Annotated in this window: 17 protein-coding genes; 11 read left to right on the top strand and 6 right to left on the bottom strand. The window is 35.6% G+C overall.

The genetic code is table 11. From position 1 onward, the window contains the following. Window positions 1-81: 81 nt before the first annotated feature. The 5 genes from C6H08_RS02225 to topA form a co-directional block, all read right to left on the bottom strand. Entirely contained in the window at window positions 82-1,209 is a 1,128-nt protein-coding gene (locus C6H08_RS02225; RefSeq protein WP_034565779.1) for a sensor histidine kinase, read from the bottom strand. Between the two features lie 21 nt (window positions 1,210-1,230). Further along, the gene (locus tag C6H08_RS02220) at window positions 1,231-2,907 is read right to left on the bottom strand and encodes a DUF7488 domain-containing protein (protein WP_052093034.1); all 1,677 of its coding nucleotides are present in this window, start codon (window positions 2,905-2,907) and stop codon (window positions 1,231-1,233) included. A gap of 10 nt (window positions 2,908-2,917) precedes the next feature. Further along, the gene (locus C6H08_RS02215; RefSeq protein WP_004086704.1) at window positions 2,918-3,220 is read right to left on the bottom strand and encodes a YbaB/EbfC family nucleoid-associated protein; all 303 of its coding nucleotides are present in this window, start codon (window positions 3,218-3,220) and stop codon (window positions 2,918-2,920) included. Further along, a complete protein-coding gene (gene panD, locus C6H08_RS02210) occupies window positions 3,220-3,564 on the bottom strand; it encodes an aspartate 1-decarboxylase (RefSeq protein WP_034566023.1) in 345 nt (114 codons plus the stop codon). Before panD ends, C6H08_RS02215 begins: the two co-directional genes overlap by 1 nt. 158 nt (window positions 3,565-3,722) lie before the next feature. Then, the gene (gene topA / locus C6H08_RS02205; RefSeq protein WP_233708443.1) at window positions 3,723-6,020 is read right to left on the bottom strand and encodes a type I DNA topoisomerase; all 2,298 of its coding nucleotides are present in this window, start codon (window positions 6,018-6,020) and stop codon (window positions 3,723-3,725) included. A 106-nt stretch (window positions 6,021-6,126) separates the two neighbouring features. Between topA and C6H08_RS02200 the strand changes: the two genes are divergently transcribed. The 5 genes from C6H08_RS02200 to C6H08_RS02180 all read left to right on the top strand — a co-directional run bounded on the left by C6H08_RS02200 (window position 6,127) and on the right by C6H08_RS02180 (window position 12,043). Continuing rightward, on the top strand, window positions 6,127-7,266 hold the full coding sequence (locus C6H08_RS02200) for an FtsW/RodA/SpoVE family cell cycle protein (RefSeq protein ID WP_034565778.1): 1,140 nt from the start codon (window positions 6,127-6,129) through the stop codon (window positions 7,264-7,266). Window positions 7,267-7,613: 347 nt separating this feature from the next. After that, window positions 7,614-8,771 (top strand): FtsW/RodA/SpoVE family cell cycle protein, encoded by a 1,158-nt coding sequence (locus C6H08_RS02195; protein WP_034565776.1) that lies wholly within the window; start codon window positions 7,614-7,616, stop codon window positions 8,769-8,771. An 18-nt stretch (window positions 8,772-8,789) separates the two neighbouring features. Then, window positions 8,790-10,235, top strand: a complete 1,446-nt coding sequence (gene xseA, locus C6H08_RS02190; RefSeq protein ID WP_034580148.1) for an exodeoxyribonuclease VII large subunit — start codon at window positions 8,790-8,792, stop codon at window positions 10,233-10,235. 171 nt (window positions 10,236-10,406) lie between these two features. Next, window positions 10,407-11,303 carry a polyprenyl synthetase family protein gene (locus C6H08_RS02185; RefSeq protein WP_233708445.1) on the top strand — a complete coding sequence of 299 codons (897 nt, stop codon included), beginning with the start codon at window positions 10,407-10,409 and terminating at the stop codon, window positions 11,301-11,303. Between the two features lie 26 nt (window positions 11,304-11,329). Next, a complete protein-coding gene (locus C6H08_RS02180) occupies window positions 11,330-12,043 on the top strand; it encodes a hypothetical protein (protein ID WP_034565772.1) in 714 nt (237 codons plus the stop codon). A 76-nt stretch (window positions 12,044-12,119) separates the two neighbouring features. On the opposite strand, the gene C6H08_RS02175 is transcribed toward C6H08_RS02180, so the two are convergent. After that, entirely contained in the window at window positions 12,120-12,938 is an 819-nt protein-coding gene (locus C6H08_RS02175) for a TatD family hydrolase (RefSeq protein WP_034565771.1), read from the bottom strand. Window positions 12,939-13,068: 130 nt separating this feature from the next. Here C6H08_RS02175 and def point away from each other — a divergent pair, with 130 nt between their 5' ends. The 6 genes from def (at window position 13,069) to flgD (ending at window position 21,362) form a co-directional block, all read left to right on the top strand. After that, window positions 13,069-13,584, top strand: coding sequence for a peptide deformylase (gene def / locus C6H08_RS02170; RefSeq protein WP_034565770.1), 516 nt, complete (start codon window positions 13,069-13,071; stop codon window positions 13,582-13,584). Window positions 13,585-13,650: 66 nt separating this feature from the next. Continuing rightward, entirely contained in the window at window positions 13,651-13,842 is a 192-nt protein-coding gene (gene rpmB / locus C6H08_RS02165) for a 50S ribosomal protein L28 (RefSeq protein WP_004087777.1), read from the top strand. A 480-nt stretch (window positions 13,843-14,322) separates the two neighbouring features. Then, a complete protein-coding gene (locus tag C6H08_RS02160) occupies window positions 14,323-16,284 on the top strand; it encodes a penicillin-binding protein 1A (protein WP_411698099.1) in 1,962 nt (653 codons plus the stop codon). A gap of 454 nt (window positions 16,285-16,738) precedes the next feature. Then, entirely contained in the window at window positions 16,739-18,820 is a 2,082-nt protein-coding gene (locus C6H08_RS02155; protein ID WP_052093033.1) for a hypothetical protein, read from the top strand. 48 nt (window positions 18,821-18,868) lie between these two features. Beyond that, window positions 18,869-19,699, top strand: coding sequence for a serine O-acetyltransferase (gene cysE, locus C6H08_RS02150; protein ID WP_034565768.1), 831 nt, complete (start codon window positions 18,869-18,871; stop codon window positions 19,697-19,699). 130 nt (window positions 19,700-19,829) lie between these two features. Beyond that, window positions 19,830-21,362, top strand: coding sequence for a flagellar hook assembly protein FlgD (flgD, locus tag C6H08_RS12400; protein ID WP_034580151.1), 1,533 nt, complete (start codon window positions 19,830-19,832; stop codon window positions 21,360-21,362). Window positions 21,363-21,816 lie beyond the last annotated feature (454 nt).

The raw sequence follows: 21,816 nt of genomic DNA, 5'->3' as shown, positions 1-21,816 counted from the left end.
AAGAAAGGCAACTTGATTTTTATATAAGCTGCATTGGAAAATTCTAAAAAATCTTAAAATGTTACCAAATGTTACCGCATATCATTCACCACTACAAAGTGGGGTAAGTGGCACTCGTATTTCAAAGAATTTGCCCTCTGTGTTATTCGCACAAAGTTCGCCATCGTGTGCCAAAGCGATTTGTCTGCTTAGGGCTAGTCCTAGCCCATGTCCTTTTAGCTTTGTTGTTTTAAAGGCTTCAAAGAGTGAAGTAATATCTTCAATCTCTTTTCCATTATCATAGATCCTGCATAGAATCATATCATCATCTTTAAAAAAGCAAATGCGGATTTTACCACTCTCACACTCGCCCTCTTCAATCGCATCAATGGCATTGCAAAGCATGTTATGCAAAGCGATTTCATAAAGGGAGAAATCTACATGAAAAGCATCATTATGCTCAATCTCAAATATAACTTCAATTTCCTTTGTATAGCCATATTCGCTTATGACTTGCTCTAAACTCTGTTTAAAATCAGCAAAAAAGTGCTGCTGTTTATTTGCCTGCACGCCTTTTGAAAAAAGCAAGGTGCTTTTAATGATTCGCTCAACTCGCCAAATGGATTTTTTCATCTCATCTACAATTTCCATGCTTTTTTCATCTACTCGTTTGCTTAATACCCCTGCAAGTAGAGAGAGTGAACCGATTGGATTGCGGATTTCATGTGCTAGATGTGCGCTTACTTGCCCCATACTAGCAAGTCGCTCTTGCCTTTTTTGTTCTGTGATATTTGTGGCGGTTATGATTTGTTTATGTGAGATTTTTGAGCTTTGCATAAGATAGACATTATTATCAATCTTTACTTCAAACTCACTGCTAAAATTAAGATCAATATCAAGTAAGCCTTTAAGATTACTCGCCTTTTTATTTTGATAAAACAGACTGCCATTTTCATTGAAGACAATTACTGCTTGTGGAATCATCTCTAAAACAGATTCTATTAATACCTTAAAATCTTTAAATTCCTTCTCAATCTTATAGCTTTGCAAAATAAGCTCATGCAAGAGATTAAGCAAAGACTGCGTATCCCCTAAGCCCAAAGTGCTTTGCAACGCAGCATTATCATAGGCTACATCTTCTAGCATAATGCTATTTTTTGTGAGATGTTCTTGCTTGTAGGCTTCTTTTTTTTTCGCATTATGTTTGTTTTTTTTATGCACTTTTTTCATATATAACCCCTTGTTTTAAGACTATTCAAGTGGCACTCTAAACTGAAATCCTTGCCTATCAACAAGGAAATTCATCTGCCCACCATACTCCACAAGGGCTTCATACTCTTTTATTCTCTCTTTTTTAGGCTTATTTGTGCTTTTACCACCAGAGTTATACATATCATATATTGTTCTCATGCTTTGTGTGTCAGAATCTCGCAAGATTCCATCGCCACTAAATGAATGTAAATCGCCCTTTTTACTTGTTCTCTCCCCTGTGATGTTTGTGCCAATAGCTATATCACTACTTGCAAAGTTACGCATATTATCTGCCATTTTGTAGTAAAAGTCATTATGTCGCTCTTTTTTTACTTCTTTGCTTTGAAACTGCTCTAATATGTCCGCATTTCTTCTTTTTGTGGCTTCTTTCTCTGCATCATAGGCGATTTTTTGCTCTAAGAAATCCACTTGAGTATCCTGTATCCTTGTGAAAAGCTCCCGCAATAAATGATTTCTCTCTGTGGTATTACGCGGTTTAAAATGTCGCATATCAATATCATTTATAAAAAGGATTCTATCCCCCTTTTTTAGCTTTGAAAAAGGTCCTTTATTTGGGACTTTTTGCACGATTAAATCATTTGAAATAACAAGATTAAATCTCTCTAAAAAGCTATCTGCAAGTAGCATTCCCCCATATCTCTTCTTTGCTTTTACTTTTATATTCTTTACATTTTCACCGCGTTTAATCTTTATTTGTGCGACTTCATCGGGCATAAGGTTTGAGATAATTAGCTCCAATTCAGCCCAATCTTTTGGTGCAATATCATTAATTGAGATTAAAATATCACCCCTTTTAAAAGGATTTGATGGGAAGAATGGATCTGAAAACTGCACTACAAAAGTTGCATTCTCCGCACTTGCTACATCAAAACGCACACCAATATCGCCATGATAGGGCTGCTGTTGATTAAGAAATCTATCAATATAAGACTTTTCAATAAAGCCATTGCCACCTACGCTTAAGCCATAGATTTTATAGCATATATTGCTTATAACGCCATTTTTTTGCGTTGGAGCAGAAAACTCGGCATATTTCAAAAATCCTGCTTGATGTGTCTGGAATCTGCCCGGCTTTGCTCCATTAACACCTGTGCTTGCTAACTCTCTGCTTAAAGCATAATCATCAATGGCAGATAACTCATAAGCATACTTAGAATCTACTCTGCCACTTACTTGAAATAAGCCTGTGAAAGGATCATATTTTACAAGGTTTTTTAACTGCGGACGAGTTGGATTATAGCCGATAATCTCGCCACTTTTAAGCTTTATGGCATATAAGCCTTTACCTAGATTAAGACTTGCTTGTTTATAGTAAGCGGCACAATGGGCGTAATCTATCTTTTCTTCAGTTTTACTTTTGCCATACAGATCGATTACTTCTAGTTCATTGCTCTCTAAGATTCCATTCTTTTCTCGCACCTGCACTTCTTTAGTATTTACGATATTTTCATCTGGTGTGCTAACTTGAGATGGGGTTTTGGGCTTACTTAGGCTATTAAACTCGCTTTCAAGCACATTTGCATAAAGACTTGTGCTAACACAAAGGCTAAAAACGCTTGAAACAAAAAGTGATTTTATCAAAAAGCCTTGCTTTGTTTTTGATACAGAATCTCGCTGAAGACTATTTGCATTGGGTAAAAATCTAAAAGATTGCATAAGCACTCCTTTAAAATTTAAAAGGATTCATATTTTTTATTTGCTCAAATACATCATCTTGTCTAGACTCTTGCATTTGCTTATAACCTTCATTAATAGCACTAATGAGTAGAATCTGCAATGACTGCTTATCTTGCAATAATTCATCATCAATCTCAATGTCAATGAGTTCTCCAGCTCCATTAAACTGCACATTAATAAGCCCACCACCGCTTTTTGATTCTATAATCTTTTCTTTTGCTTTCGCATCCATTTCTTTTAACTGCTCTTGCACACTGCCAAGCATATTTTGCAAATCTTTAGGGTCAAACATTAATGCTCCTCTACAATACGATTTTTAGAATCTACTAGCACAACTTGTGGTTTAAAATCTTTTGCATGCTTCATTTTCATACTAGCATACGCGATAATTATCACAATATCACCTTTTTGCACCTTGCGTGCCGCTGCACCATTAAGGCATATAGTGCCACTTTTTGCCTTTGCCTTTATCACATAAGTGCTAAATCTCTCTCCATTATTGACATTTACAATATCAACTTTCATGCCTTCAATTATACCGCTAGATTCCATAATACTTTCATCTATGCTAATAGAACCTACATAATTAAGATTTGCATCAGTAACGACTGCTCGATGAATCTTTGCATACATCATTTCGACATAGCAGCCTTTTTTAATTTTATCTGGTTTTATCTTATCTTGTAATAGATTCTTATCTTCTCTTTTCTCTTTTGCCATCTCTATCCCTAAGTTTATGCTTATAATATAGAATCTTTTGTGTAAATAATCTTGCTATTGTAACACATTTTATTTTAAGTTACCACATTTTTACATTCAACACATACTTTTGTATTCTCTTTTGTCTTATGCCAGCATAGCATACCACCGCATTTATCGCATTTTTCATTTGTTGGTTCTGCGTTTGTGATAAATTTACACTTTGGATAGTTCCCACAGCCATAAAAGATTCCGCGTTTAGACTTTCTCTCTAGTAGTTTCCCGCCACATTTAGGACAGGCTACACTTAATTCTTTTGGCTTTTCAAGCGGTTGTGCGTTTTTACACTCTGGATAGCCACTACATGCTAAAAATTTTCCCCTTTTACTCATTTTTACTATCATAGGACGACCGCATTTTTCACATATCTCATCGCTTGTTTCTACTTCTTGCTTTTCTTTTTTTATGAATTTACATTGTGGATAGTTAGAACATGATACAAACTCGCCATATCGCCCATTGCGTATAACAAGCTCGTTGCCACACTCTGGACATAACTCACCTGTTGGCTTCATAACCTTTTGAGATTCTATGTCTGTTTTACCTTTTGTGATTTTTTCGATAAAAGGCTCATAAAATTCCCATAAAACCTCTTCCCATTCTAGCTTATTTTCAGCAATATCATCAAGCCTAGATTCTAAAGCTGCACTAAAACCGCTATCAACGATTTCTTCAAAATTTGCTTCAAGCATAGCAATTACATTAAATGCAATATCTTGGACTATAAGCTGCTTTTTCTCTAACTCTACATATTTTCTATCAATTAAGATTCTAATCGTTGGAGCATAAGTGCTTGGGCGACCTATACCCAAACTCTCAAGCGTTTTAATAAGCCCTGCTTCTGAATAGTGCGGTGGCGGCTCTGTTGTTTTTTGTATGCTTTGAATGTCTTTAAAATCTATTGCTTGACCCTCTTTAAATTGTGGTAATAATTTATCTTTATCCGCATTGCCTAAGATTTTATAGAATCCATCAAAGACTAATCTTCTGCCTGTAATCTTAAACTCGCTCAATTCTCCCATAACACTCACACTAAGGCTTTCAAAAATAGCATCTTTCATTTGTGAGGCTATAAAGCGATTAAAAATAAGTGTGTAAAGCTTTAACTCATCATTGCTAAGATAGCCTGCTGCAATCTGTGGTGTGAAAGAGAGATTTGTAGGGCGTATCGCTTCATGTGCTTCTTGTGCGCCTTTTTGTGTCGCGGTATAGATTTTTGCCTTACTTGGTAGATACTCTTTTCCTATGCTTGTGAGAATAAACTCTCTAGCATTATCTAGGGCTTCTTTTGCGATATTTAAGCTATCTGTTCGCATATAGGTTATAACCCCTGCTAATCCATCTTTTGTCTTTACACCCTCATATAATTTCTGTGCGATACTCATCGTTTTTGTCGGTGAGAATCCAAGTAGATTTGAGCTTGTTTGCTGCAGGGTTGAAGTCATAAAAGGTGGTGGGGCTTTTGTAACTCTTTCTTTTTGCTGGATAGATTCTACGCGAAATTTTTCTTTTTGCAGTATTGCTAGTATCTCTTCTACTTCTTTTTTATCTTGCAATACTAGCTTTTCAATCTTTTTATCTTTAAAGCGGACTAAATCAAAGACTAGCCTTTCTTCTTCTTTTGCTTTAGAATCTGCTAAAAAGTAGGCTTCAATAAGAAAATAATCCTGTGGATTAAAAGCTCTTATCTCTTTTTCCCTATCTACTAGAATTTTCAATGCGCTAGACTGCACTCTCCCGGCACTCAAACCCCTGCCAATCTTTTGTGATAATAAGCCACTGAGCTTAAAACCTACAATCCTATCTAAAAGCCTTCTTGCCTGTTGCGCATTCACTCTATCCATATCGATTAGTCGAGGATTCTCTAAAGAATGCGTAATGGCTGATTTTGTAATCTCGTGAAACACAATGCGTGGGAATTGTGATATATCGCCATTTAATGCCTCTACAATATGATAGCCAATAGCCTCACCCTCTCTATCCTCATCGGTTGCAATATAGGTAACTTCTGCATTCTTGTGTAGGTCTTGCATTTCTTTTACCAACAACGCATGATCCTTTGAAATATCATAAGTTGGTATAAAATGTTTATCTTTAATTGTGATTCCAAAGCGGTGTTGCGGTAAATCTCTAATATGCCCTTTTGAAGCAATCACTTCATAATCTTTACCTAAGAAAGTCTTAATTGTTCTTGCTTTTGCGGGAGATTCTACTATGATTAGATTTTTAGTGCCACTTGATTTTTTACTAGTTGCTTTTTTGCTAGTTGCTTTTTTATTGCTTGTTTTTGTATTTTCTTTTGTAGTCGTTTTCTTTGCTTTAGCGGTAGCCATAAATACACTTGCCTTTATCTTGGTTGTGAAAATAACTTGCAATTCTAGCATATATTTCAAATATTTTTTATTATAATACGAAAAAGATTCAGTTCAAGGAAAAAACTTGCTATTTGGCTCACGCATTACAACTCATTTTGATTATGTCTTAATTCTTTTAATTTTGCCACTTGTTTTTACAAGTTTGTATCTCTTAAGTGAGACTTCACAAACACTTCTCATACGACAATCAAGCTATGCGTTTTTGGGAATCTTTATATTTTTATTTATCTTTTTTATCCCTTTTCGCTATCTCTATAAAGGTGTCGTGGTATTTTATATTATTTGTATCTTGCTTTTACTTGCTGTGGAAGTCATAGGGACTACAAAGCTTGGAGCACAAAGGTGGATAAATATCGGTGGATTCTCACTGCAACCAAGTGAGCCTGTAAAGATTGCTGTTGTGCTATTTTTAGCACATTATGTGCAGAAAAACCCACCACCACAAGATGGATATGGCTGGATTGAGTTTTTAAAAATTAGCGTATTTATCCTTATCCCTTTCTTTCTTATATTAATTGAGCCAGATTTAGGGAGTGCTATCATTGTGCTTGTTATGGGCTATGGTATGCTTTTTATTATTGGAGTGCATAAGAAAGTATGGCTTACTTGCATTATTGCTGGTTTGCTTTTCTCGCCTATCGCATTTAAGTTTGTATTAAAGCCCTATCAAGTAGATAGAATCATGAAACTTGTAAGTGGTAATACAAGCTCTCAAGTGCAGCAAAGCCTTATTGCTGTTGGTAGTGGTGGTTTAACCGGAAGAAATTATGAAGATGCAACACAGGCAAATTTGAAATTTTTACCCGTTGCTACAAGTGATTTTATATTCGCACATTTTGCAGAGCGTTTTGGCTTTCTTGGATCATGTGCCTTGATTGCTTTGTATTTATTTATAGTGTTACATTTACTTTCTTTTTGTTTTTTAGATTCACAAGATTATTTTTTAAAGGTTATTGCAAGCTGTCTTGCTATGCTATTTTTTGTCTATACTTCTGTAAATATTGCTATGACTATTGAGTTAGCCCCAGTCGTTGGGATACCACTGCCACTATTTAGCTATGGTGGAAGTAGCTTTATTACCTTTGTGATACTCATTGCTATGTTTGAAAATGCTACAACTTTTCGTTTTAGCTTCAGCAACTTTAAAGAGACTACACCATTTGGTAACTTCATGCGTATTCCTAAGAGACGAGCAAGGCTTTAAGTTATCAAAGTTTGTTGTTGTGTTTGATAATTGAATTTTACTTTCTCGTTTGGTTGCAGAATTTTAGTCGGTTCATTATGGATAGGTTAGATTTCAAATGGTTAGGCATATCTAAGTCAGTAGAATTTGGTTTATGATAATCCCCATAATTAAACAAAGTTGGACACTTGGGATATGATTTCAAAGAGATATTTTCACTTCACATTTAATTTGGCAGATAAACTTTCAATCTTCTATTTCATGTTACTTTTATTTTATAGCAACCTGTCTCATAAACTTAAAAATTTATTAGTTTTTGATATAATAACCACTTTATTTTTTAGAATCACTTTTGCAAGGTTTTTGGTTTGGCAGATACTCGTCTCTTTTTTCTTGTTACTGCATTGCTTGGGATAGCTATATGTATGAGCTATTCTCTCTCATCTTATGCGGTGCTATATTATGGCTATGGGCAGTTTCATTTTCTTTATCGTGAGCTTTTTGCAAGTTGTCTTGGCGTTATGCTTATGTGGGTCTTATCCTATTTTAATGCAGAAAAACATTTGCTTGGCTTTGGGTTGGTGCTACTCATTTCATCGTTTATAGTCATTATTGTATTACCATTTTTACCTGATAGCTATGCGACAAGTGCGGGTGGGGCGAAGCGTTGGTTGCGTTTGCCAAATATTTCACTTGCACCTTTAGAGTTTTTCAAAATTGGCTATATTATATTTGTTGCGTGGAGTTTTAGTCGCAAGTTTAATAATCCAAGATCGTTGCCATTTTTGGAGCAACTTGGGATCTTGATACCTCACTTATTCCTGTTTATGTGTGTTGCGGCTCTCATTTCTACATTGCAAAATGATTTGGGGCAAATTATCTTATTATCCCTTGTGTTTATTGTTATGCTGATTTGTGCTGGTGGGAGATTCTCACTTTTTACACTAGCGCTTGGCGTTGTGTCTGTCATGGGGACAATCCTTATTGTAACAAGTCCGCATAGGATAAAAAGAGTGCGTGAATGGTGGATAAATATCGAAACGCTTATCCGCTCGTATGCCCCAAACTTTTCACTACTTAGCGATGGTGTTGATGCTGGTGGGCAGGTGCAGAATGCGACTTATGCCTTTTATAATGGTGGGCATTTTGGCGTGGGTATTGGTGAGAGTATTGTAAAGCTTGGCTTTTTGGGTGAAGTGCATACGGATATGATTCTAGCTGGGATTAGCGAAGAGCTTGGGCTATTTGGGCTTTTAGTATGCGTTTTACTTGTATTTATGATTGTTTTTAGAATCTTTAAAATCGCATTTCGTTTGCAAAAAAGCTTTTATTCACTCTTTTGTGTTGGTATAGCAGCCCTTATTGGCATTAGCTTTCTTATTAATGCGTTTGGTGAAACAGGTATTATACCTATTAAGGGCATGGCAGTGCCATTTCTAAGCTATGGGGGGAGTAGTTTGCTTGCCTTATGTATTGGCATTGGCTTAGTGTTGGCATTATCAACAAAAGTAGATTTAGGTAAATAGATTCTATAAGGATATAATATGCAGGCACAACCACACATTCCCCTAGTTTTACAAGTCAGTCAGCTAACTATGCAAATAAAGTCGTTGCTTGAGAGTGATTTTAGCTATGTTGAGGTTGAAGGTGAGGTGAGTGGATTCACACATCATAATAGCGGACATATCTATTTTAATCTAAAAGATGAAAATGCGACAATCGCTTGCACTTTTTTCCGCCATAACGCACGAAATAATCCCATTAAATTGCAAAATGGCGATAAAATTATCGCTAAAGGCAATATCAGCGTATTCCCACCGCGTGGGACTTATAATCTCAACATTGTAAAATGTGTGCATAGTGGTATAGGCGATTTAAAAGCACAATATGAAGCCCTAAAGAAAAGATTAGAAGAGCGAAATTATTTTTGTAAAAATAAACCATTACCACGATTTCCCAAAAGAATAATCCTGCTTACAAGTCAAACAAGTGCCGCCCTGCAAGATATGATAAAAGTAGCAAGCAAGCGTTATTGTCTATGTGAATTTATCCTTATTGATACTTTGACGCAAGGGCGTGAGGCAAAGCACTCTATTACTAAGAATCTTGCCTATGCTGATAGGCTTGGTGCGGATATTTTAGTGCTTGCAAGGGGTGGCGGGAGTATCGAAGATTTATGGAGCTTTAATGAAATGGAGGTGCTAGAGGCAATCTTTGCGTGTAAAACCCCAGTGGTATCTGCAATCGGGCATGAGATAGACTATCTTTTAAGCGATTATGTTGCTGATATGAGAGCCCCGACACCAAGTGCTGCTATGGAGATGATTCTATGTGATAAGAATAATCTCATCACGCAGTTATGCGATATGGAATCTATACTTACACATACAATGCAAACACATATCACGCAAAAGAAATCAATATTAAATCACTTAGCACAAAGCCTTGAGATTCTAAATCCATTACAAAAGATAGCACAACATAAACTGCTACTGCAAACACTCACACAAAACCTGCAAGATTCTATACAATGGTTTTACACACAAAAAAAGCATACCTTATTACAACAGCAAGAGAAACTAGAACTTGCAAAGCCAACGCAAAAACTGCTTACAATGAAAACGAATGTAGAATCTCTAGCTAAAAAACTTGATAGTGAGTTTTCATATATTATAGAGCAGAAAATAAATCAAACAAAGCAAATAGAGCTTGAGCTAAAAAATGCCATGCTTCAAATGATGACAAGAAAAAGGGCAATGCTAAACTTTAACCTTGATGATTCTATGCAGAATGCCCTGCGACAAAAAAGACTTATGCTAAATAATCTAACTGACATACTACACGCCCTAGACCCTAGCAAAAAAGCACAATATGGATTTGCACAAATTTTAAAAGACGACAAACTAATACAAGTAAGCGAACTGCAAGAGAATGATATTATTGAAATCATAGATTCTAGTGGGATAAGAAACGCACGCGTTTTAGGCTAGAGGGTTTAAACTCGAAGCTAAGTTTTTTATCTAGGCGATACTAAAATGGATTTAATATGGGTTTGCATGTTTTATTTTCTAATATGCAAAAAATAATTCAAACACCTCATTCACATGGCTTAACAGAATCCATATCCAAAACCCACGCTTTCATGCTAAAATTACAAAAAAATTAAAGGTATTAATATGTCATTTTTTAAACAAACTTGCAATGAGTTTGAATCTTATCTGCATGATAATCAACCAGAAATATCAGGCTTTCATCCGCATTTTGAAAAGGCATTTTGGGAGATGGTCCTAAATGGAGGCAAAAGATTTCGTCCTAATTTATTACTTAGTGTTGTGTGCGCGGAGGCAAAAGAACAAGCAAAAAATGCGTTTGATGTGTGCCTTAGCATTGAGTGTTTGCATACCTACTCACTCATACATGATGACCTGCCTGCTATGGATAATGCGGCGTTACGGCGAAATCATCCCACGCTTCATTGCAAATACGATGAGGTGAGTGCTATCCTTATAGGCGATGGGCTTAATACTTATAGCTTTTATTTGCTTGCAAACGCACATTTTGCCCCAAGCGTTGTTGCAGAGCTTGTCTCGTGCTTGGCTGAAAATGGCGGTATTGGCGGTATGGTGCTAGGTCAAGCCCTTGATTGTTATTTCGAGCATACGACCCTGCCGCTTGATAAATTGCAATTCATACATACACATAAGACTGCTAAACTCATCGCTGCAAGTCTAAAGATGGGGGCAATTATTGCGAATTTATCGCTTGATATGCAAAAATTTCTCTATGATTTTGGGCTAGTTTTGGGACTTTATTTTCAAATACGAGATGACATTATAGATTCTATACAAGATGAAAGCATATCAGGCAAAACCGCAAATAATGATACCAATAAGAATAGCTATGTGAATCTTATGGGGCTAAATGGGGCAAAAAACGCCTTGAAAGAACATGGCGATTTATTGCAAAAAGATTTAGAAAAGTTGCAAACATTAGGCTATGATAGATTGTATGCAAATTTAAATGAGCTTTTAGAATCTTATCTAAAGCCGCTTGATTAAAACTTAGCCATAAAAAAGGGCGTGAAATGCATGAGCAATTTAAACAAAATATCGCAAAAATCGATGCACTTGCTATAAACTTTTATGAAAAAGATGTAATCCGTAGCGCATACTATAATCATTTAAATAACATTCCCATAGCAAATCATGCTTTGTCATTGTTAAAGCAGCATGGCATTACTTTTTTTAATGGTGAAATGCGTATTAATAATGATAGAGAAGAGCGTAAAAAGCTGTATAAAAGGCGGGAAAATAGGACAATAAATATTAACACTAGCAATACTTATCAAAATAGCTTTTTAGATAAAAATAAGCCAAATGCTAATGTTTTAGAAAAAATGCTAGCAGAAGCAGAAGTAACGCATAATGAAACTAAAAAGTTAATTGAAGATTGCATAAGGCTTACAAATGAGTGTTTTACTAAAGGCGAGAGATCATATAGCATGACACTAAATATGATTGAAACGCTAGATTCACACACGCAGACAAGTATGCAGGCATTATCTAACTTCGTGCAACCTTTTTTGAATCTTTTCACAGGATTACAACCACAAGCCCAGAAAGAAATCCTAGAAAAAAGTAATGTTCTTATAACAAAAATAACACAAGCAAAAGATACAAGTGCTGCTTTATGTATCAAGCTATCCACAATAAAAGCCCATAAAGACATGCCAAAAGAAAAAGATTTTATACAATACTTAGAAAACACGATAGATAAATTTGATAAATATGTGGAATGAAATGCTGTGTAGCATTGAGTTTGGATTCTGGAATTTGCTTTTGATTAATGCTAGATTAAAGGTGTTTTCTGTATGGCTAGATTCCAAACAGCATTTTCGCATTACTTGTAGTTTGTCTTATAATCTCATTGGTGGTGGTATTTAGGATTTCACTAAGCTTTTCTGCTATATGTATGAGAAAGCTTGACTCATTTCTTTTTCCTCTGTGTGGTGTGGGGGCAAGATATGGGGCATCAGTTTCTAACAGGATTTTTGATAATGGAATCTTTGGCGTTACAGAAAGCAGGTCATGTGCATTCTTAAAAGTGATAATGCCCCCTATCCCATAGTAAAAAGATTCTCTAAAATTAAGCAACTCTTCACATGCGTTGTAACAATGAAACACACCGCGAATCTTGTCGCCCCTTTGTATATAATGCGTTAGAATCTTAGCGACTTCCCTGCTTGCTTCATAACTATCTTTAGAATCTCTTACATGCAAGATTAAGGGCAAATTATATTTTATCGCCCATTCTATTTGTGTATGAAAAACTTGTATTTGCATATCTATCGCGTTTGTATCATTTTTTTCAATGTGATAAAAGTCGAGTCCGCATTCCCCAATGGCTTTGCATTTTGGCGAATTGATGGAATCTTGCAGGGATTCTAGCACATGATTATTTAAGGTTTTGCTTGTGGTGTCTAAATACATTTCATCTGCATGGCAGGGGTGGATTCCCACTGCATAATAGATATTATCATGCGTATTTGCAATGCTTTGTGCGTCCTTTAGCGTATGAAAGGAAGCGGCAGGTATTATAAAAGATTCTACATTATTACTCTTCGCTCTCTCTAGCACTTGGGCTAAATCATTACTAAAATCTTTAGAATCAAGATGAATATGTGTATCAATCATAATCACTCCAGTTGTAAAAATAAAGCGATATTATAGCTACCAAAAGTTACATATTGAATCTATTTTTACGTTTACTTGTAAGCTATTTTTGGATAAAATGTTGTTTTTAGTTTGCATTTGGAGTATTTTTATGGTTTTAGAAGTCATTCATTATCCAAATAAAATATTACGCACGATTTCAAAAGAAGTTCAAGTTTTTGATAACGCATTGCATGAGTTTTTAGATTCTATGTATGAGACTATGATGGAGCATAATGGTGTGGGATTAGCCGCGATACAAGTAGCAAAGCCCCTGCGGGTGCTAATTATTAATATACCAAGAGAAGAGGATAATACGCAGTATAAAGAGGATTTGCTTGAGATTATTAATCCTGTTATTTTACATGCTGAAGGTGAGATTCTATGGAATGAGGGCTGTTTATCTGTGCCCGGATTCTATGAAGAAATCAGTCGTTTTAGTCAAATAAAAGTCAAATATCAAGATAGATTTGGCGTTACGCATGAGAATATATTTAATGACTTCATGGCAGTTGCCTTGCAGCATGAAATGGATCATTTAAATGGAATCTTATTTGTAGATAAATTACCTTTACTAAAACGAAAGAAATTTGAAAAAGAGTTAAAAAAGAGTAAGAAAAGTGCATAATTTAAGCCGTATATAAGTCTTTATAAGATACAATCAAAACTTTATTTTTAATAACAAGGATATTTTATGGCACGAAGATGTGATATTACTGGAAAAGGCGTTATGGTTGGTTGCAATGTGAGCCATGCGAATAATAAGACTAAAAAAAGAAGTCTCCCAAACCTTAGAAGTATGCGTTTGAAGCTTGAAGATGGCACTTCTATCCGCATTAAAGTTGCAGCTTCAACATTGCGAACTTTAAAGAAAAAGAGTAAATAATTTCTATTGTTAGGTTTTTACATTGTAAGCAATTTTTAGACATGCAACAAGAGTTTATGAGTATGTTTAAGAATCTCTTTATATTGCTTTAGATTCCAGGCAGTTAGCTTTTAATTTGACTTCTGTTTGGCAATAAATGGAGTTTGTAGAGAAAGTTTATTTAGATTCTAAGATAAAGACAGACAGCATATTGTCTTTAGTGTATATTGGACCTTTTTAGCTATGGCGATGATTCTAAATAGCATGCTTAGAGTGTAAGAATATGCTAGGATTTTTTACATGATAGCAAGTAATGTAAAAATATTTTCATTATATTTTTTGCTGTCGGAATGGTATTTTAGAATCTAAAAATATTTGGGATTAGGGATAATGGCAGCAGCACAGCTTGATGACATATATGAAACGCCGAAAAAAACTAAGGGTGTTTTTAGAGTTTTTAGCATATTTTTTTATGTTTTTCTCGCATTATCTGCGGTTACAATGTGTGTAGTAGGCTATTATGGATACCAGCTTTACAAAGAGTTATCGCCACAAGTACATGCGATGATTGACTATCATCCAAATGAAGTTACGCAAGTATTTGATTCTAAAGGTCGTTTAGTCGCTAATCTCTTTGATGAAGAGTATAGATTCTATGTGAAATATGATGAGATACCCGGTCGCGTTATAGAAGCGTTACTAGCGGTTGAAGATACTATGTTTTTTGAGCATGATGGTGTGAATTTTGATGCGATTATGCGTGCTGTTTTTAAAAATGTGGTAAATATGCGCTACATGGAGGGGGGCAGCACACTCACTCAGCAGCTTGTGAAAAATATGCTTTTAACAAGCGATAGAACGCTGGATAGAAAGCTAAAAGAGTTTTTGCTATCTATTCGTGCTGAGCAGGTATTAACTAAGGAAGAGATACTAGAAAGGTATCTTAATTATATCTTTTTAGGGCATGGATACTATGGTATAAAGACTGCGGCACTTGGCTATTTTAAAAAGAGTCTTAATGAGCTAACGCTAAAAGAGATTGCGATGCTTGTTGGCTTACCAAAATCTCCAGTAAAATATGATCCGACAAAGCATTTAAAAAACTCACTCAATCGTGCAAATGCCATACTCAAGCGTATATATGAGCTTGGTTGGATCTCACAAGCTGAATTTCATCAAGCAGTAAAAGAAGTCCCAAAGGTATATAATCAAACGCTAACGCAGAATCAAGCCCCCTATGTAGTTGATGAAGCGTTGCGTGAATTAGCTGATATTAAGGATTTAAAATCGGGTGGATACAAGATCTATCTAACCATCGATCTTGACTATCAAGAGGCTGCACGAGAAGCCCTGCTTAAAGGATATGAAAACATTCAATACAGAATCATAGAGCGAGAGCAGAATGTAAGAAGTTGGCAAAAAAAACCACAACTAACAGATTCTGACATAGATGAGCTAAAGGAACAAAGTGCCACAACGCTAAATGGAGCAATTGTTGTTACAAACCCACACACAGGTGAAGTTTTAGCAATGGTTGGCGGCATAAATCATAATAAAAGTTCATTCAATCGTGCCACCCAAACAAATAGGCAGTTTGGTAGCACCATGAAGCCTTTTGTATATCAACTTGCATTTGATAAAGGTTATTCACCTGCTGAGATTGTCATCGATTCTCCAAAAAGGTTTGGCGGTGGCTCTAAGCTATGGCAACCAAATAATGACACGCGTAAATTTTTAGGACCTGTTACTATGCAGACTGCACTTGAAAAGTCATTAAATATCCCTGCTATTGATACCGCGTTAAAGATTACCGAAAATGCGTTATATGCAGGATTAGAATCTTTTGGTTTTGAAAACTTTCCAAAGGATTTAACCGTTGTGCTTGGAAGCCTTTCTTTATCACCCATGAAAGCTGCTATGCAATATAGTCTTTTTTCAAATGGAGGCACGATTGTAAAGCCTTATGTAGTCGCAAAGATTATAGATCCGCAAGGAAAAGAGATTTTGTTTCAAACCACCCAGCAGAGTGTTACTACACCACAGCAAGCATTTCTAATTACATCGATTTTGCGAAACACCGTGCAAAAAGGCACAGGTTATCGTGCTAAAGTGAATGGCTTACAAATTGCAGGAAAAACTGGAACTTCAAATCAATCTAGAGATGTATGGTTTTGCGGCTATACGCCCGATTTGCAAGCAATAGTGTGGTATGGTAGAGATGATAATATGCCAATTGGCGGTGGTGCGTATGGGGGAAATATTTCTGCACCAGTTTTTGCTGACTTTATGCAAAAAGCCTTAGAGATTAATCCGGGTATGCAAAGAAGTTTTAGAACACCAAGTGGCGTGTATCAACAAAGAATTGGCGATGAAATCATCTACTATACAGATACTTCACGCATTAATTATGAGCAAATAGAACAACAAGAGCGTCTAAAAGAAGCGGATAATATTATATTTTAGGATCTGACATCAGAGTATTATTGCATAATAAAATAGGTTGCCAATATCAAGGGGCTAGATCTTACATGCCAAAATCTTATAGGTTTCTTTTAGATTCGTTAGTATTACGATGTAGTTTTAAGTATGGTATAGCTTTGCTTTTTGCCATCTCTTGTAAAAATATCTTTTGTGCCGTTTAGAATCTTTTCATGGCTTTAATTCTTTCTTTTTTCCCTTTTGTGTTGTTTTTTGCTAAATCCATCTCCACCTTTAAGCAATGATCTAGCCACATTATATTCCATAAATGATAATTCTCTTGCATCGCCTTTTATGTTGAAATTATTTAAGTCGTTGCATATACTTTATGTGAGCGTGTAATTTTAGTTGCTATATATCCAAATCACACAAGGAAATAGAACGCATTATATACACACTCTCATAGACATGCTATAATAAAAATAAAAATGGATTCTACATGATAACGCGTATTTTGATCGATAAATCACCTGCATTTTCACATATACAGCTAGATTTGCATAAAGGCTTTAATGTTATAAGCGGGGTAAGTGGTAGCGGGAAGTCTGTATTTTTACATGCAATGCTTAGTGCCTTTGGGTTGAAAGAATCTCATGCAGCATTGGTTGAGATAAATCTTACATTGCGATTGAAAGAGCTTGGCATTTGCTTAGAAGACTTTGGTATAGCAGGAGATCTTGACACAGATGATTTTGATATAAAAGATTCTAATGTTAAAGATTCTGTAATACAGGCAGACTCTAATAAGCAAATAGAATCTAAAACAAATAAAGATTCTAAAATGCAACAAGTCTCTAGCACAAATGAAGACTCTGCATTGCAAACAGATATTAATGTGCAAATAGATTCTAATGTGAAAGACTTAGTAGCACAGACAGAATCTAAAACACAACGAGATGCTACTGCAAATAAAGATTTATCATTACAAGCAGATTCCAATCAGCAAAGAGTTTCGGCAATACAGGCAGACAATGATATACAAACAGATTCTGCCATACAAACAGAATCTAAAACAAATAAAAACCCTAACAAACAAAAAGATTCTAAAATAAGCAACAATTCTAAGATAAGCAAAGAATCCGCAACACAACAAGATTCTATACTACAAACAGACATTCACATGCAAATAGATTCTAACAAGCAACAAGCTTCAACAACACAAGCAAACAAAGATTCTACCAAGCAAAAAACCCCCAGCAATAATCTCGTTATCTCCGTCCTAAAAAAGCAAAATACAAGATATTTTATCAATAATCAAGCGATTTCAAAAAAGAAATTAAGCGAGATAGCACACCATTTTATAAAGTATATAAGCATTAAAGACGGCAATGAGTTAGAAAATGACTACATGCTACATATACTAGATTCTATCACCATGCAAAAAGATTCTACATTTAATGAGATTTTGCAAGAATATAATCAAACCTTTATCGAGCATAAGCAATGCAAGATAAAATTGCAAGAATTAGAAGAAATGCAAAAAAATATTGAGAACTTAAAAGATTTCGCGCAATTTGAGATTGATAAAATCACAAAGGCACAGCCCCAAATTGGCGAGTATGAAAAGCTTATGAGTGATAAAAAGCTATTAAGCAAAAAAGAAAAGGTTATGGAGACTTGCAATAAGGCTTTAGTTGAGCTTGATAGCCTAGATTCTATATATAAAGCTTTTGAATTGCTAAATATTGATAATGCGAGTTTTCTCTCTCATATAATGGAGGCAAGGGGGCATATAGAAAATGGCTTAGATGAGTTTAATAGCCTTGATATAGATATAGAATCTTTGCTTGAGAGAATAAGCCTATTAGCAGATATTATCCGCAGATATGGCAGTGAAGAAGACGCGCTGAAACACCTTGCCATGCAGCAGCAAAAATTACAAGAATATGAAAGCATTGAGTTTGATAAAACAAAGATTGAAGAAAAGTTTTTAAGCCTTACAAAAAGATTGGAGAATCTTGCAAATACCCTGCATGAAAAGCGAAAAGATTGTTTGCCTATATTTGTAGAAAAGCTAAATTACTATGCAAAAGAGTTGCGATTAGAATCTGTAAGCATAGACCAAAATAGGATTGAATGCTATCAGTATGGACTAGATTCCCTGCAAATCTATCTAGCTTCAAAACAAAAAAGTGTCCTATCATCAGGGGAATATAATCGTATGCGACTTGCTATGCTTTGTGTAGCGGCAAGCTACAATACATATAGCGAGGGGATATTAATCCTTGATGAGATTGATGCAAATCTAAGCGGGGAAGAAAGCGAGGGCGTGGCAAAACTCTTGCAATTTTTATCAAAGCATTATCAAGTCTTTGCTATCTCCCATCAGCCCTTTATGCCTTTATTATGTGATAGGCATTATCTTGTGAGTAAAGAGAGTGAAAGCACAAGCACAATAAAGCTTTTAAACAAAAAAGAGCGTATAAAAGAAGTAGCACGCATGATAAGTGGCTCAAAGCTAGATAAACACGCCCTAAGCTATGCAGAAACGCTTTTGCAACAGCAGCAAAACTCATACTAATATGTTTATATATGCTACAATAATGGCTTTATAATAAGGATAAACTTAATGGCTAACACGACACAAAATTTAGTTGATTCAAATAACAACATTATATATAAAGAGTTTCCGCCCTTATGGGAGCAGATTAAAGAAGACTTTCACACACCGCAGAAAAAAGACCCAGCCTTTAATCATTTTTTAGAGCTTTTTTTGAATTACCCCGGACTAATTGCAATCGTGCATTACAGAATCGCACATAGATTCCATAAAAAAGGATTCAAGCTAATAGCCCGTCTCATCATGGGCTGGACGCAGTTTCTAACAAATATTGACATTCACCCTGCAGCCTACATTGGCAGAAGAGTGTTTATTGACCATGGCATTGGCGTAGTGATTGGCGAAACCGCACAGATTGGCAATGATGTAACGATCTATCAAGGCGTGAGTTTAGGCGGTGTAAGTTTAGAAAGGACGAAGCGACACCCTACAATCTTGCATAATGCTATCATTGGAGCAGGAGCAAAAGTGCTAGGTGATATTGTGATTGGCGAACATGCAAAGATTGGCTCAAACTCTGTTGTAATCAAAGATGTGCCAGATAAAAGCACTGCCGTTGGCATTCCTGCTAGAGTGATTAATAAGGAAGAAAAAAGTGAGAAGAATGAGAAGTCAACAAGGACAAAACTGCCAGATATAGACCAAAGCATGTTTGAATACATGCTATGCAGGATTAAGATTCTAGAAGATATTCTCACAAACATGCCAGATGATAACACAAAGTGCAAGGACTTTTTACGCAAGAGAAGCGAAGAGTTAAGCACAAAGGAAAAAGAGCTAGGAAAAGCGTATGAAGACTTTTTACAAGCATTAAACAAAAGGGATAAAACAAACTCTTAAATTTAGATTCTATATGAAAAACTTGCAAGACAATATTAAAACAACTTGCTACATAGTGATTGATATATAGTGGAATAAAAATTGCTGAATCATTGCGTATTTAAGGATATTGCATAACAAAGGATAGAATATGGCAATCGATTTAGGTGAAGTAACAGGCTCAACAGCCGCAAGAGAAAAGAAAAAAGAAAGCGCACAAATTGCAAATGGACTAGACAAAGATGCGTTTATGAAACTCTTTTTGGAGCAATTAAAGAATCAAGACCCAACTTCTCCTATGGAAACTGATAAAATCATCACGCAAACCGCACAACTTACACAAGTGGAAATGCAAGAAGAAAATAAAAAGACTATGAAAGAAGTCGCTCAAGCCATGAAGGCTTCACAAGAAACGAATAAGGCTTTACAAGAGTTTCAAAAAGATATGAAAAAATCGCTTGAAATGCTTAATATGGGTATGGAGGAAAACACTCATGCCACAACACAAGGTGCAAAGGCAAATACGCTTAATGCAGTTTCTATGATCGGTAAAATCGCAGAAACAGACATTATGGGATTAAATGTTTTAGGCGGTGGTGAGAATCATTTTAGCTTATATTTTGACAATAAGATTAATGCGTCTCAAGGTAGTCCGGTGATTGAGATTCTAAATCCAAACAATGAAGTTGTCCGCACGATTTCTTTAGCCAATAAAGACGGACAGCAGGGCTATATTGACTTTAATTGGGACGGAAAAGATTCTAAAGGGAATCTTGTAGAGCCCGGAAGCTATCAAGTCAAAGCACACTATAATCTAAACCCAGAAACAAAGCAGTATGATGAAACGCGTATAGGCAGGGGCGAGGTCCAAAGTATTATTTATGATAAAGGCACACCACTTATGCGATTAGGTGATAATATTGTGCCTGTGCAAAATGCCCTAGAGTTTTATCCAAAAGGCGATAGTGCGACACATAAAACAATAGAATCTATCAAAGCAGATGCAAATAAAGCAAGAAAGGCGTATGAAGATGATCTAAACACAGAATCTCTAAGTCAAAAATATGAAAAAATCATTAATGACAGAGAAGCAAAACTTGCCGCTGAAATAGAGGCAAACAAAGATGAAGAGACCTTGCAAGCTGAAGCAGAAGAAGCAAAACGAATCGCAAAAGCAAAAGAGATGAAAAAATATGAAAAAATGCTTGATGCAGCAGATAAAGGCAGACAGCTTGATAAAGAAGAGCTAGATAAACTTTCTGTAAAACCAGAATCCAAAGGCACAGAATCTGCGGCAAAAGAAGCAACACCAAATGCGACAAATAACGCAAATGCGATGAATACAAATGCAATAAATGAGAATAATCCACTCGCATCAATGCTGCAGCAAACAGCACAAAATAAGCAGATTCCAAACATGCCACAACAAGCTAACCCGTTTAACATGGTAAATGAAATGCAAGCAGATAGTGTGAATAATCCATTTAACGCGATACCACAACAAAATGCAAATTTTCAAAATGAAAACTTAATGGGAAATAGCCCTATGAATAATAATATAATGAATAATAGCATGGGTGCAAATATGGATAACATAGGCAATATAGGTAACACCCCTATGCCACAACAAGCTAATCCATTTAATATGCAAACACAAGAACCAAGCTTTGTAACACAGGGATAATGCTGTTATAATCACAGAATCTATGAGACTTGAGTTTCTCACAATCCGCTAAAAGTACCAAAGAGACAACGCAGGAATTAGACTCTATTTCAGCAATCTATTAAAGATGTGCTGGATGACATAAACAAACAAGAAAAAGCCAACCATAAAACAAGCACAGATGAGTTTTTAAATGGATTTAGCCATATACAATCAATAAAGAAGGACAGCCGACAAAAGATTTTATAAAAGTTTTTCAAACTGAAAAGGGAAATAAGTTTTATGTATTAATAACGGCTAGAGATAATGAAAATTTTCTTTTAACGGGAATGCCAACAACTAAATTAAGAGAAATAAGAAAAAGAATAAATAATGCGGAAGCTATACAAGCACGAGATTCAGGCGTGGTTTCGTCCGCACAAAGTCCTATTAATAATACGCCAACTCCAGCGAACAATCCTACCCAAAAAACATT

It is taken from the genome of Helicobacter bilis, assembly GCF_900198365.1.
GTDB classification, from domain to species: domain Bacteria; phylum Campylobacterota; class Campylobacteria; order Campylobacterales; family Helicobacteraceae; genus Helicobacter_A; species Helicobacter_A bilis_B.
Note: the sequence above shows the minus strand (reverse complement) of the source record. Positions and strands in the feature narration are given on the sequence as shown.